At 67.0% G+C, this 13,325-nt stretch carries 14 protein-coding genes, 1 tRNA gene and 1 pseudogene; 11 read left to right on the top strand and 5 right to left on the bottom strand.

All coding sequences use genetic code 11. The features are described from left to right. The first annotated feature begins 142 nt into the window (after positions 1 to 142). The 3 genes from K8940_RS09765 to K8940_RS09775 all read left to right on the top strand — a co-directional run bounded on the left by K8940_RS09765 (position 143) and on the right by K8940_RS09775 (position 1,072). A complete protein-coding gene (locus K8940_RS09765) occupies positions 143 to 445 on the top strand; it encodes an integration host factor subunit alpha (RefSeq protein WP_223395127.1) in 303 nt (100 codons plus the stop codon). A gap of 12 nt (positions 446 to 457) precedes the next feature. Beyond that, positions 458 to 883, top strand: a complete 426-nt coding sequence (locus tag K8940_RS09770) for a MerR family transcriptional regulator (RefSeq protein WP_223395129.1) — start codon at positions 458 to 460, stop codon at positions 881 to 883. A 112-nt stretch (positions 884 to 995) separates the two neighbouring features. Next, positions 996 to 1,072: transfer RNA gene (locus K8940_RS09775), tRNA-Pro, on the top strand. A 59-nt stretch (positions 1,073 to 1,131) separates the two neighbouring features. Here the strand turns inward: K8940_RS09775 and K8940_RS09780 are convergent. Beyond that, entirely contained in the window at positions 1,132 to 1,368 is a 237-nt protein-coding gene (locus tag K8940_RS09780) for a DUF2842 domain-containing protein (RefSeq protein WP_223395131.1), read from the bottom strand. Continuing rightward, positions 1,365 to 1,616 carry a GlsB/YeaQ/YmgE family stress response membrane protein gene (locus K8940_RS09785; RefSeq protein WP_223395133.1) on the bottom strand — a complete coding sequence of 84 codons (252 nt, stop codon included), beginning with the start codon at positions 1,614 to 1,616 and terminating at the stop codon, positions 1,365 to 1,367. Before K8940_RS09785 ends, K8940_RS09780 begins: the two co-directional genes overlap by 4 nt. Positions 1,617 to 1,761: 145 nt before the next feature. On the opposite strand from K8940_RS09785, the gene K8940_RS09790 reads away from it, so the two are divergent. From K8940_RS09790 to K8940_RS23945, 3 genes and pseudogenes are all read left to right on the top strand, one after another. Continuing rightward, positions 1,762 to 2,793 (top strand): COX15/CtaA family protein, encoded by a 1,032-nt coding sequence (locus K8940_RS09790; protein ID WP_223395135.1) that lies wholly within the window; start codon positions 1,762 to 1,764, stop codon positions 2,791 to 2,793. A gap of 97 nt (positions 2,794 to 2,890) precedes the next feature. Then, the gene (locus K8940_RS09795; RefSeq protein WP_223395137.1) at positions 2,891 to 4,393 is read left to right on the top strand and encodes an alkaline phosphatase; all 1,503 of its coding nucleotides are present in this window, start codon (positions 2,891 to 2,893) and stop codon (positions 4,391 to 4,393) included. Between the two features lie 51 nt (positions 4,394 to 4,444). Beyond that, positions 4,445 to 4,524: pseudogene (locus K8940_RS23945) on the top strand (hypothetical protein); the annotation flags it as partial. A gap of 556 nt (positions 4,525 to 5,080) precedes the next feature. Here the strand turns inward: K8940_RS23945 and K8940_RS09800 are convergent. Next, positions 5,081 to 6,481 (bottom strand): alkaline phosphatase PhoX, encoded by a 1,401-nt coding sequence (locus K8940_RS09800; protein WP_223395140.1) that lies wholly within the window; start codon positions 6,479 to 6,481, stop codon positions 5,081 to 5,083. Positions 6,482 to 6,721: 240 nt separating this feature from the next. Here K8940_RS09800 and rplM point away from each other — a divergent pair, with 240 nt between their 5' ends. From rplM to argC, 3 genes are all read left to right on the top strand, one after another. After that, positions 6,722 to 7,195, top strand: a complete 474-nt coding sequence (rplM, locus tag K8940_RS09805; RefSeq protein WP_223395142.1) for a 50S ribosomal protein L13 — start codon at positions 6,722 to 6,724, stop codon at positions 7,193 to 7,195. Positions 7,196 to 7,198: 3 nt separating this feature from the next. After that, entirely contained in the window at positions 7,199 to 7,672 is a 474-nt protein-coding gene (rpsI, locus tag K8940_RS09810; protein ID WP_223395144.1) for a 30S ribosomal protein S9, read from the top strand. Between the two features lie 94 nt (positions 7,673 to 7,766). Further along, a complete protein-coding gene (gene argC / locus K8940_RS09815; RefSeq protein WP_223395145.1) occupies positions 7,767 to 8,720 on the top strand; it encodes an N-acetyl-gamma-glutamyl-phosphate reductase in 954 nt (317 codons plus the stop codon). Between the two features lie 12 nt (positions 8,721 to 8,732). On the opposite strand, the gene K8940_RS09820 is transcribed toward argC, so the two are convergent. Next, positions 8,733 to 9,365: a DUF1287 domain-containing protein gene (locus tag K8940_RS09820; RefSeq protein ID WP_223395146.1), complete on the bottom strand. Its 633-nt coding sequence runs from the start codon at positions 9,363 to 9,365 to the stop codon at positions 8,733 to 8,735. 97 nt (positions 9,366 to 9,462) lie between these two features. After that, on the bottom strand, positions 9,463 to 11,463 hold the full coding sequence (locus K8940_RS09825; protein ID WP_223395147.1) for a class I poly(R)-hydroxyalkanoic acid synthase: 2,001 nt from the start codon (positions 11,461 to 11,463) through the stop codon (positions 9,463 to 9,465). 90 nt (positions 11,464 to 11,553) lie between these two features. On the opposite strand from K8940_RS09825, the gene K8940_RS09830 reads away from it, so the two are divergent. Both K8940_RS09830 and K8940_RS09835 read left to right on the top strand, forming a co-directional pair. Further along, positions 11,554 to 11,994, top strand: coding sequence for a hypothetical protein (locus K8940_RS09830; RefSeq protein WP_223395148.1), 441 nt, complete (start codon positions 11,554 to 11,556; stop codon positions 11,992 to 11,994). Between the two features lie 109 nt (positions 11,995 to 12,103). Next, the gene (locus K8940_RS09835; RefSeq protein WP_223395154.1) at positions 12,104 to 13,324 is read left to right on the top strand and encodes an LL-diaminopimelate aminotransferase; all 1,221 of its coding nucleotides are present in this window, start codon (positions 12,104 to 12,106) and stop codon (positions 13,322 to 13,324) included. The last annotated feature ends 1 nt before the right edge of the window (position 13,325 follow it).

Raw genomic sequence — 13,325 nt, forward strand, 5'->3', positions numbered from 1 at the left:
TTCATGCGATAATCGCGGCATGAGGTCGTCGGTGAATTCGGGCGCGGCCAGTTGAGGGCGGTCGCATCCAGCCTGGGTTCGCCGCGAGTGCTCCATCGTCGGTGGTCTTCCAGACCGCCAAGATACGCGTGAAGGGGGTTGCATGAAGGGCGCTACTTTGACCCGAGCCGACCTGTGCGAGGCGGTTCATGAAGAGGTCGGACTGACCCGTCAGGACTGCGCCGGGCTTGTCGAGCGCACCCTGGATCTCGTGGCCGAGGCGCTTGAGAACAGCGAGACGGTCAAGCTTTCCGGATTCGGCGTCTTCCAGGTCCGTTCCAAGCGGGCCCGCATGGGGCGCAATCCCAAGACCGGCGAGCCGGCCGAGATCGAGCCCCGCCGGGTGATCGGCTTTCGCGCTTCCCAGGTCATGAAGGCGCGAATCGACCGCGCGCTGGGCGGCTAGGGAATCAAAGCGGTGGCGAAGGGGCCGAACGCCTTCCGCACGATTTCCGAGGCAGCCGACGAGCTGGGCGTGCCGCAGCACGTCCTGCGTTTCTGGGAAACCAAGTTCTCCTTCATCCGCCCGATGAAACGGGCCGGCGGGCGACGCTTCTACCGTCCGCAGGACGTGGCCGTGCTGAACGGCGTCCGCACCTTGCTGCACAGCGAGGGCCTGACCATCAAGGGCGTGCAGAAGCTGCACCGCGATCATGGCCTGGCCCAGGTGATCGCCGCGGGCATCGGCTCGAACGGCTCGGCCAGCCTCGATCTGGACGTCGATTACGAAGCGCCCGTCACGCATGGCCGACGACTGGGCGGTGAAGCGCGCGACCGCCTGGCCTTCGCGCTGGACGACTTGACGGCCATCAAATCACGTCTCGACGGACTTCTGGCGCGCTAGGGTTACACGCCGAAACCGCCCGCGCTTTCGGGCGCTTGGCTCTGTTGAATTTCGTCCGAAATCGCTGTTGCCCAACCCCGGAGCGGCCCCTATAAGGGCGCTCCTTCCGCGTCGGAGCGTGGCGCAGCCTGGTAGCGCACTTGACTGGGGGTCAAGGGGTCGCAGGTTCGAATCCTGTCGCTCCGACCATTTCCTTCTGGGAATAGCGGAAGACGAAAGGCCGCCCTTCGGGGCGGCCTTTTTCATTCCTATCGCTCGCCGACATTCAGCGGCTTGTCGGCCTTGCCCATCCACGAGATCAGCGGGATCACCGGAAGGATCCAGCCCATGCCTAGCGCCACGAAATAGATCAGGTGCACGAAGCGGTTCTGCGGCAGGCGGTCGTAGAGACTGGTGAAGGCCCAGATCCAGGCGAACAGGACGGCCATCACGCCGATCGAGCCGATCAGCTTGCGAAGGCGGGCCGGGATGAGAGGAGCGCTCACGCGGGTCTCCGGATGAGGCCGAGCACGGCCAGGAACAGGATGGCCCCAACGCTGGAGACGATCAGCTCGCCGAGGAAGCCGGCGAGATGCAGGTCGATGCGCGAGGCGACGAACGCTCCGATGAACGAGCCGATCACGCCGATCAAGAGCTTGATGAACAGCGAATGGCGGCGCGGCGGCAGCAGGTCGGCGATCCAGCCGGCCAGGATGCCGATCAACGCCGCCGCGAATACGCCCATGCCGCTCATCGTATCCTCAGCCTCCGGACGTCCCGTGTTTTACATGAAGCACGCTCGGCGTCATGCCGGGTCACAGAGACGTTGAAGCGCGTAAGCGTCAGGCGTAGGGAAGTCACGCCGCATTTCGGCCCATAAGTGACGCTTTTCCGATCCTATGACGTCTTTCCTGCGTTCCGACCGTTCGCGCGCCGTCGCGATCTGGCTCTTCATCGTCGCCGCCATGGTGTTCGCCATGGTCGTGGTCGGCGGGGCGACCCGCCTGACGGATTCGGGCCTCTCGATCACCCAGTGGAAACCGATCATGGGTGCGCTGCCGCCGATGTCGGAACAGGCCTGGCGCGAGAGCTTCGAGCTCTACAAGAAGATCCCCCAGTACCAGCTGGTGAACCCCGACATGACCCTGGACGGGTACAAGGGCATCTTCTGGTGGGAGTGGGCGCACCGCTTGCTGGGGCGGACGGTGGGCGTGGTGTTCGCCATCCCGTTCGTCGTCTTCCTGATTCGTCGCGACATCCCGCGCCGCCTGATCTGGCGGTGCGCCGTCATGCTGGGCCTGGGCGGTTTGCAGGGCCTGGTGGGCTGGTGGATGGTGTCCAGCGGCCTGTCCGAACGCGTGTCGGTCGCGCCCGAGCGGCTGATGATCCATCTGGGCCTGGCCCTGGCCTTGTTCGTCGTCCTGATCTGGACGGCCCTTGACGCCTGGAACGGCTCGCCGCGCGTTGCGGAACGCTCGGCCTGGCGCGGCTGGGCGCTGGCCTTCCTGGGGGCGGTGTTCTTCCAGAGCCTGCTGGGCGCGCTGGTGGCCGGCAACGACGCGGGCCTCGTCTACAACGACTGGCCGCTGATGAACGGCGCGTTCTTCCCCGCCGACTATGTCGGCAAGGGCTTGTGGGGCACGCTGGCCCACAGCCAGGGCGCGGTGCAGCTGCATCACCGCCTGGTCGCCTACGTCCTGTTCGCGGCCGGGATCGCCATCGGCGTCCTGGCGCGCCGCGATCGGCCGCTGGCGGCCGGCAGCAAGGGCGCGGCGCTGGCGGTGACGGTTGTCGTGACCCTGCAGGCGGGTCTCGGGATCTGGACGCTGATGGCCGGCGTGCCGATCGCCCTGGGCGTGCTGCACCAGGCCGGCGCGGCGTTGCTGCTGGCCACGGCCACGGTCTTCGCCTGGCGCGTCCGCCGGCCCTGACTTTCGCGAGGCCGATTTTCCGGAGGCTGTAACAAGGGGCCGGAACAACTGTCACATGCCGGGCGCAAACGGGGCCGATTCCTCATGGAGCTTGGCCTTGATCCGCCCCCTTGTTCTCGCCCTCGTCGCGTCCGTCGCCGTTCCCGCCATCGCCCTTCCCAGCATGGTCCTGGCCCAGGCGCCTGTCTCGGCCAGCGCCAGCGACCCCTACTACAAGGCCGGCGAGGCCGCCCTGGCGCGGCAGATCGCCGTGGTTCCGAACACGGGCAAGGCCCGGAACGTCATTCTGTTCCTGGGCGACGGCATGGGCATTTCGACGGTCACGGCCGGCCGCATCTATGACGGCCAGCTGAAGGGCGTGGACGGCGAATCGAACTCGCTGGCCTTCGAGAAGCTGGCCTATTCGGCGCTGTCCAAGACCTACAGCCACGACACCCAGGTCACCGACAGCGCCGCCGGCATCACGGCGATCATGAGCGGCGTGAAGACCCGCAACAAGATCATCGGCCTGACCGGCGCGGCGATCGGCGAGAAGTGCGAGACCGAGAAGGGTCACAGCGTCGAGAGCCTGGCCGAGCTGGCCAAGGCCAACGGCCGCGCGGCCGGCGTCGTCACCACCACCCGTGTCACCCACGCCACGCCCGCCGGCGCCTACGCCCATACCGCCTATCGCGACTGGGAAGGCGACAGCGACATGCCGGTCGAGGCTCTGGAAGGCGGCTGCAAGGACATCGCCCGCCAGCTGATCGAGGCGCCCGACGCCCTTCGCCTGGACGTCGTCATGGGCGGCGGCCGCTCGCGCTTCCTGCCCGAGGACAAGGACGGTAAGCGCGCCGACGGCCGCGACCTGACCGCCGAGTGGCTGAAGGCCGAAGGGGCGGGCTCGTCCTACGTCACCACCGTCGACCAGTTGAAGGCGATGCCGGCCAGCACCAGGCATGTGCTGGGCCTGTTCGCCGCCGAACACCTGCCGTACGAGGTCGAGCGACCGGTGCTGGGGCAGGGCGTCCCGACCTTGGCGGAGATGGCCCTGTCGGCCATCGACGTGCTGTCCAGGAACCCGAACGGCTATTTCCTGCTGGTCGAGGGCGGCAAGATCGACATGGGCAGCCATCTGGGCAACGCCAAGCGGACGCTGACCGAGACCGTGGAATTCTCCAAGGCGATCGAGGCCGTGCTGGCCAAGGTCGACCTGAAGGACACCCTGGTCGTCGTCACCGCCGACCACAGCCACGGCCTGGTGATCTCGGGCTACGCCGCCCGCAACGCGCCGATCCTGGGGCTGGCGGGCAACGAGGGCGAGCCCATCCTCGGCGGCGACGGCAAGCCCTACACGACCCTGATGTTCGCCACCGGCCCCGGCGGCCCGCTGGGTAACGACACCCGCGTCGACCCGGCCAAGGAGGACCTGGACGACAGCGACTATCACCAGGAAGCGACCGTGAACCTGCCCAGCGCCGCCCACTCGGGCGAGGACGTGGGCGTGTTCGCCGACGGTCCGCAGGCCTTCCTGCTGCGCGGCGTGGTCGAGGAGAGCTACATCTTCCAGGTCATGCGCCACGCCTTCGGCTTCGACGGCAAGGCAGTGAAGAATCGCTGATCGTTCTAGGGCGGCCGGCGCCGCAGGCCCCCACCTGACCGCTTCGCGGTCGTCCGCCCCCAAAGGGGGCGGAAGGTGCGCGCGCCGTCCTTCTTCCCCCTCCGGGGGAGGAGCGCGCTAGCGCGGAGGGGGCGAGTACGGGGATTGAGCGCGCTCTGTCCTCGGAATTCGCGAGATCGACTCCCGCGAAATCAATCGCTTGTCGATTTTAGACGCCGCTGAATGATCCGCGTTCAGAACCGCCCCCATACTGCTTCTCACCTGATGGCTTGAAAGGGACGTCCGGCCGGCGATCGTGACGGCTGTCAGGGGTGGTCGAGCGGGAAGCGCTCGCCGGTCTTCCTTCGGGAAGGCGTCTTCGCGACGGATCCAGCACGGGCTCCCTGAAACATCGGGACGAAAGGCTGGCGGCGAAGACTTCGGCGACCGCGACAGGTCCGGGCTGAAATCGCCCGGGCGTTCCGGGACCGGGGTCGTCGCCCCGGCCCGCCCGTCGGGGGCCTCTCGTGAGAGCGGGTTAAGACCCCGCGCCTCGTGGGCTCACCGGATAACGCGCCACGCGGAGCGTCCTGGCTTCGTCGAAACGGTACTCACTATCCAAACCTCCGGGCGACGCCCGGCGCTCCGCGTCCCTTTCCATCCCTTCAGCGGCAAGCCGCGTGAGGACGCCGACGCATGATCTCGACCCTAGGCCTTGACGCTCGCCCAGGGCCCGGTGATCGCCAGGGTGATCCCGGGGTTCTGCACGTTGACGAACATCGTGCCGCCGTCGTGCGAGAAGCAGGCGCCGGCGAACTCGGAATTGCCCGTGAAGACGTTGCGGCCCAGTGTGTAGACCTTGCCCTGGGGCGTGACCCCGCGCAGGTGGTTGCGCAGGGTGTCCGAATAGCGGTCCTCGCAGACGATCACGTGGCCCCATGGGGCGACCACCAGGTTGTCGGCATAGTCCAGCACCCGGTCATTCTGGCTTTCGACGAACAGCTGCAGCTTGCCTGGCTGGTCCTTCTCGCCGGCCTGGCCTTCGGCGGGCGAGGGGACGTAGCGGAAGATCTGGCCCGAGCCGGCCGCGCCGCCGGCCGTGCAGGCGAAATAGAGTTCGCCTTGGCCGAAGAACACGCCTTCGCCCCGGCAGAAGACCGCCGCGCCCTTGGCGTGGCCGCGGCGGCGCAGGTCGTCATAGGGGTTGTCGACGCCATCCAGATCGATCCAGCGCACGGCCTTGGTCCCGCCGATCGGGAAGGTCTTCTCCTCCTGGTTCCGCGTGTCGCCGCCTTCGGGCGCGTCGACCAGACCCAGCGCTTGGAGGCGGCCGCCGGCGGCCAGGTTGCGGCGGTCGGTGGGCAGGAAGCGATAGAAGAGGCCGTCGGCCACGTCCTCGGTCAGATAGACCACGCCGGTCCTGGGATCGATGCAGGCGGCCTCGTGTTTGAAGCGGCCCAGGCCCTTCAGGGCGACGGGCTGGACGAGCCCGACATGGGCGGCGGGCACCTCGAACACCCAGCCATGGTCCTTGCCGACCTCAAGGCCCGACTCCAGCGTCGTCTCCTCGCAGGTCAGCCACGAGCCCCAGGGCGTGACGCCGCCGCAGCAGTTGACGAGGGTGCCGGCCAGGCTGAGGTGCTGGCGCTCGGTCTGGCGGGTCTTGAGATTGTAGAGCTGGGTCGTCGTGCCGCCGGGCAGGGGGCGCTGGCTGTTGTGGAAGTCCCAGACCTTGGACCGATCGATGCGGTCGACCAGGCGCTCGGAGAGGCCGAACGCGCCGTTGTGGATGTCGCTGACCGACAGTTCGTGGTTGCGAACCAGCAGAACGCGCTCGGCGTCGACGGAGAAGCAGCCCATGCCGTCGGCCTTGCCCGGCACTAGGAAGCCGTCGCTCATGGTCTCGCCGGCCTGGGAAATGACCTGGTAGCGGAAGCCCGCCGGCAGATCGAGAAGGCCCTTGGGATCGGGGACCAGCGGGCCATAGCCCTCGACCTCGTTCAGATAGGTCTCGGCCTCGACCGCCTCGTCCTGGGCGCGGGCGGAAAAGGCGGCGAAGGCCAGGCTGGTGGCGGTGGCGCCGAGGAAGCTTCTGCGGGAAAAGGACATGGAGCGCGCTCGTGCGAAAGGAGACCTACACGGCGGCTATGCCCGTCCTTCGTGACGGTTCGAACACAAGGATGCGGTATTATAATACCTTATCATTTATCTCATTGTATTTTATGGGCTTTGTAAGTTTTTCATATCGCTATTGTTGACAGCGCTCGAACCCTCCCGTACATGCCGCGCCTCACACGGACGAAACCGGATTTCTCGGGGTCGGACGCCTAGAAATTACGGATCAATCCCATGCAGAAGATCACGGCTTCCTTGAAGCCAGCCGAGGTCGAGAAGAAGTGGATCGTGGTCGACGCCCAGGACGCCGTTGTCGGCCGTCTGGCGACGTTCATCGCCATGCGTCTTCGCGGCAAGCACCGTCCTGACTACACCCCGCACGTCGATTGCGGCGACTTCGTCGTCGTGATCAACGCCGACAAGGTGAAGTTCACCGGCAAGAAGCTCGACGACAAGGTCTACTATCGTCACACCGGTCACCCGGGCGGCGTCAAGGAAACCACCCCCCGCAAGGTGCTGGGCGGCAAGTTCCCGGAACGCGTCCTGGAGAAGGCCGTCGAGCGCATGCTGCCCAAGGAGAGCCCGCTGGCTCGCAAGCAGCTGACCCACCTGCTCATCTACAACAACGGTGAGCACCCGCACCAAGCGCAGAACCCCGAAGTCGTCGACTTCGCCGGCCGCAACGCCAAAAACACCCGGAGCCTCTAAGCTATGACTGACGCTCAAGGCTTTGAAGCGCTGGCCAGCCTGTCCAGCAACCCGGAAACCGCCGCTCCGGCCGAACCCAAGATCGACGCCCAAGGCCGCGCCTACGCGACCGGCAAGCGCAAGAACGCGATCGCTCGCGTCTGGATCAAGCCGGGCAAGGGCTCGATCACGATCAACGGTCGTGACCAGGAAGTCTACTTCGCCCGTCCGGTGCTGCGCATGATGATCGCCCAGCCGCTGGAAGTGACCGACCGTCTGGGTCAATTCGACGTCGTCGTGACGGTTGAAGGCTCGGGTCTGTCGGGTCAAGCCGGCGCCATCCGCCACGGCCTGTCCAAGGCCCTGACCTATTACGAGCCCGGCCTGCGCCCGGTCCTGAAGCCGCACGGCTTCCTGACCCGCGACAGCCGCGTCGTCGAGCGTAAGAAGTACGGCAAGGCCAAGGCCCGCCGCAGCTTCCAGTTCTCGAAGCGCTAATCGCGGTTCGTACGCGATTGGAAGAGGGCGCTTCGGGTCTCCGAAGCGCCCTTTTTCTTGGTCTTTTGTCCCCCTGTCTGGATTGGAGCGCGCCATGGCGAACGCCCCCAAGGTCTTCATCGACGGCGAAGCCGGCACCACCGGCCTGCAGATCCGCGAGCGCCTGGTCGGCCGCACCGATCTGCAGCTGGTCTCGATCGATCCCGACAAGCGCAAGGACGCCGATGCCCGCGCCGAGATGCTGAACGGCGCCGACGCCGTGATCCTGTGCCTGCCCGACGACGCGGCCAAGGAAGCCGTTTCGCTGGTCACCAATCCCGACACGGTGATCATCGACGCCTCGACCGCCTACCGCACCGCCGAGGACTGGGCCTACGGTTTCGCCGAGCTGGACAAGGAGCAGCGCGGCAAGATCGCCGCGTCCAAGCGCATTTCCAATCCGGGCTGCTATCCGACCGGCGCGATCGCCCTGACGCGGCCGCTGGTTTCGGCGGGCATCCTGCCGGCCGAACTGCCGGTCTCGTACAATGCGGTCTCGGGCTACAGCGGCGGCGGCAAGGCGATGATCGCCGAGTTCGAGGACGAGAGCGCGCCCAACTATACCAAGGTCCCGTTCCGCATCTACAGCCTGTCCCAGGCCCACAAGCACGTGCCGGAAATGCAGAAGCACGGCGGGCTGCTGAGCCGCCCGTTCTTCGCGCCGGCCGTCGGTCGCTACATGCAGGGCATGATCGTCGAGCTGCCGCTACACTTCTCGACCCTGAACGGCGCGCCGTCGCTGGGCGACATCCAGGCTACCCTGGCCAAGCACTACAAGGGCGAGAAATTCGTCGAGGTCGCTTCTCTGGAAGAGGCCAAGGGCCTGACGACCCTGGACCCGGAAGGGCTGAATGGCACCAACCGCCTGAAGCTGTTCGTGTTCGGCTCTGACACCAGCGGCCAGGCGCGCCTGGTGGCGCTGCTCGACAACCTGGGCAAGGGCGCCTCGGGCGCGGCGGTGCAGAACCTGAACATCGCCCTGGGCCTGAAGGAGGACGCGGGCCTCTAGGCCCCGTCCGATCTACACCCGCCAGCGATAGTGGCCGGCGGGTTTGTGCAGCTTGAACATCCACAGCGGTTCCTCGCGGACGCCGTCGCCGATGTTGTGCGCCACCCGCACGCGCCGGGGGCCGTCGACCACCACGCCCAGATGCGGCCGGCCGCCGGCTAGCCGCCAGGTCAGCACGTCGCCCGGCTGGGGACCGTCGAAGGCGTCGCCGCCGAACGGCAGCGCGGCGGGCAGGGGCAGGCGCGCGTTCTGGCGGGCCAGGAAGGTCTCGAGGTTCAGCACCCGCCGGTGGTCGATATTGGCGTCCGGCTTGGTCAGCCCCCATTCGCGGCGCGAGGGATAGCTGGCGAAGGCCTGGACCATGTCCTCGTGCACCCGCCGCTGCAGATCCACGTCCCAGGCGTCGCGGGCGGCGCGGATCAGCACGTCCGAGCAGACGCCGCTGGTGCGCAGCACGTCGCCGTTCGGATAGCCGATCGAGCGATAGCTGGGATCGTAGTCGATCGTGACGCCGATCTGCTCGCGCGCCGCGGCGGCCAGCTTCAGGCCGGCGTTCGGGATCAGCGCATGGCTGGACGACGCGCCCGCCATGAGCGGCGTGGCGGCGAGCATCCCCAGAGCTGTCCGGCGATCAAGCGTGAGCATGAGGCGAAGCTTCGCCGCGATCCGGGCGACTTTTGGGCGAACATGGGTCCGCGATGCGGCGGCGGCGCCTTTCAGGCAGGACTGTAGCCGCGGAGCCTCAGGCCTGAGACTTCACCAGCACGAAGCTGCCCGGGGCGTCCTCGAGGGGCTTGAGCGGGCCCTTGGCCGGATCGCGCGCCGGAACCTCGCCGCCCGATCGGGCCCGGAGCCACGCGGCCCAGTGCGGCCACCAAGAGCCCGGATGCTCCGTCGCCCCCGAGATCCACGCGCCGACGTCGCCGGGTAGGGTCTCGTTGGTCCAGTGCTGGTATTTCTTGGCGTCCGGATGGTTGATCACCCCGGCGATGTGGCCCGAGCCCGCCATGGTGAAGGTCACCGGCCCGCCGAACGCCTTGGCCCCGCGATAGACGCTGCGATAGGGCGCGATGTGATCGTCCTTGGACGACTGGACGTAGATCGGGGTCTTCACCTTGGAGAGATCCAGGTGCTCGCCGCCCAGGTCCAGCTTGCCCGTCGTCAGGGCGTTGTCCTTGTAGAAGTTGCGCAGATAGAACAGGTGCAGCGCCTTGGGCATGCGCGTCTGGTCGGCGTTCCAGAACAGCAGGTCGAACGGGCGGGGCTCCTTGCCCATCAGGTAGTTGCTGACGAAGAACGACCAGATCAGGTCGTTGCCGCGCAGGGCGTTGAAGGTGTCGGCCATCGACTGGCTGGGCAGGAAGCCGCCGGCCGCGTCCATCTGCTGCTCGATCGACTGCAGCCATTCCTCGTTGGTGAACAGCAAGAGGTCGCCGGCCTCGGCGAAGTCCTGCTGGGCGGCGAAGAAGGTGGCTGAATTGATCCGCTTGTCGCCGCGCGCGGCCATGTGGGCCAGGGCGACCGACAGCAGGGTGCCGCCGATGCAGTAGCCGACGGTGTTGACCTTATCGACGCCGCACTGGGTCATGACCTGCTGGGTGGCGTCGTAGACGCCCTCCAGCATGTAGTCCTCGAAAGTCTTGGCGGCGAGCTTCTGGTCCGGATTGACCCAGGACGCGACGAACACCGTGAAACCCTGGCCGGTCAGCCAGCGGATCATCGAGTTCTCGGGGCGCAGGTCCAGGATGTAGAACTTGTTGATCCAGGGCGGGAAGATCAGCAGCGGGATCTCGCTGACCTTGTCCGTCGTCGGATCGAACTGCAGCAGCTGCAGGATATCGTTCTGGTAGACGACCTTGCCTGGGGCGGTGGCGACGTTCTCACCAACCTTGAACTTGGCCAGGTCCGTCTGGCTGATCGCCAACTGACCGCCGCCGCGCTCCAGGTCGGCGGCGAAGTTCTCCATGCCGCGCACCAGGCTTTGCCCTTGGGTCTGCACGACCTCGCGCAGGGCGGCGGGGTTGGAGATCAGGAAGTTGGACGGCGAGAAAGCGTCGGTCAGCATCTTGGTGAAGAACTCGACCCGGCGCTTGGTCGCGGGATCGACGCCCTCGACCTCGGCGATCAGGCCGTTCAGCCAGTTCGAGGACAGGAGATATGACTGCTTCATCAGGTCGAACATTGGGTTCGACGCCCAGTCAGGGTCGTTGAAGCGCTTGTCGCCGGCGGCGGGGGCGACCACGGGCGTGACCGCCTCGCCGGCGGCGCGGCGGGCGGTCGACTGCCAAAGGTCCATGTACTGGCTGAAGAGATCGGCCTGGGCCCGCATCAGCCGGTCCGGCTGGGCGGCGAGGCGGGTCATCACCTCGTTCAGAGCGGGGGCGACATGGAAGGGGTCGGGCGTCAGGGCCGCTGGGCGATCGGCCTGCCGCAAGGCGGCTTCGGCGATCGCGCCCTGGGCGGTGACGGCCGCGCGGGCCAGGTTGGCCGACAGGGTCTCGACCATCTTCAACTGGTCGGGCGAGAGCATGCCCTCGAACGGCGGGAAGGGCGGAGAGGCGGCGTCGGCGTGAGCGCCCGTGAAGGTCCTGCCCGCCGATTCGGCCTTGGGCGGCGGCTCGACGGTTTCGGGCTTGGTCTTGGCCTTGGTCTTCGCCGCCTTCGGCGTGGCCTTGGGTGCGGTCGTCTCGGCCTTGGCGGAGGTCTTTTTCCGAGGCTTGGGGGCGGCCTTCGCCGTGGCCATGTGGTTTCCTCCGCTTGTCCAAAGCCAGTTCGCGAAAAGCGACGCCGAACGCCTTTCGCTCGCCGCGATCATCGCATAAGACCAGAACCAATGAACGGCGAAACCCGCAAAATCGTGCGTCTTGGTTTGATCGTCGGCCTCGCGGCCGGCGCGACCGCCTGCGCGAGCCCGTTCAAGACCGCCCAGGTCGATCCCAGCTCGCCGATCGCGGCCGAGGCCGCCGCCGCGGCGAAGGCCAAGGCGCCGCGCCGCAAGTTCTCGGACATTCCCGTGATTCCGAGCGACGTGCCGACCGCCGATCAGGTTCGCGCGGCCGTCGTCCAGCAGCAGCGCGCCGGCGAGGCCCTGGCCGCCGCCGTCGCGCCGAACACCTGGGAACTCAAGGACACCGAGGCGTACGTCTCCAAGGCCCGTCGCGACGTCAAGGCGCCGGCGTTCGAAGCGCCGACCGAGGCCGACCGCGCCGACACCGACGCCTTCGCCCGCGCAGCCCGCGGCCGAGCTAGCGCGCCTCCGTCAACGCCCCAATAGGGCGACGGAGGCATAATCTTCCTTGAACCGGCTTGGCTTGACCCCGCGTGGGGTCTATCCATGCCCGACTTTTCGCTCCCAGAGCGCCGAAGCGGCGCACAGAGCCCTCATGAGCACCGATTTTCACCGTATCCGCCGTCTGCCGCCATACGTTTTCGAAGAGGTCAACAAGATCAAGGCGCGCCTCCGCGCCGAGGGGACCGACATCATCGACTTCGGCATGGGCAACCCGGACATGCCCACGCCCCAGCACATCGTCGACAAGCTGATCGAGACGGCGCGCGACCCCAAGGCGGGCCGCTATTCCGCGTCGAAGGGCATTCCCGGCCTGCGCAAGGCCATGGCCAACTACTACGGCCGCCGCTTCGGCGTGAAGCTGAACCCCGACACCGAGGTGATCGCCACCCTGGGTTCCAAGGAAGGTTTCGCGAACCTCGCCCAGGCCCTGACCGGTCCCGGCGACGTCATCATCTGCCCGAACCCTGCCTATCCGATCCACGCCTTCGGCTTCATCATGGCCGGCGGCATCATCCGCCACGTGCCGGCTCTGTCGCCGGAGGAGTACCTCTCCAACATCAGCCGTGCGGTGAAGCACTCGGTGCCGCCGCCCAGCGTGCTGATCCTGTCCTATCCGTCGAACCCGACCGCCCAGTGGGTGGACCTGGACTTCTACAAGGATGCCATCGCCCTGGCGAAGAAGCACGACCTGCTGGTCATCAGCGACGTGGCCTATGGCGAGATCTATTTCGACAACAACCCGCCGCCGTCGGTGCTGCAGGTCGACGGCGCCAAGGACATCGCGGTCGAGGTCAACTCGCTGTCGAAGACCTACGCCATGGCCGGCTGGCGCGTGGGCATGGTGGTCGGCAACAGCCGCATCTGCTCGGCCTTGGCTCGCGTGAAGTCGTACCTGGACTACGGCGCCTACACGCCGGTGCAGGTCGCGGCCGCCACAGCGCTGAACGGCCCCCAGGACTGCGTCGACGAGATCCGCGCCATCTACAAGAGCCGCCGCGACACCCTGATCAAGTCGATGAAGGGCGCGGGCTGGGACATCCCCAATCCGCCGGCCTCGATGTTCGCCTGGGCCAAGATCCCCGAGCAGTACCGCGAGGCCGGCTCGATGCTGTTCTCGCGCCTGCTGATCGAGGAGGCTGGCGTCGCCGTTGCTCCGGGCATCGGCTTCGGCGAATACGGCGAGGGCTATGTGCGGATCGGTCTGGTCGAGAACGAGCACCGCATCCGCCAGGCGGCGCGCAACGTGAAGAAATTCATCGCCAACGCCGACTCCATCCTGGCCAAGGCCCACAACAAGATGGAACAGGCCTGAC

It is taken from the genome of Caulobacter segnis, from assembly GCF_019931575.1.
Classification (GTDB): domain Bacteria; phylum Pseudomonadota; class Alphaproteobacteria; order Caulobacterales; family Caulobacteraceae; genus Caulobacter; species Caulobacter segnis_C.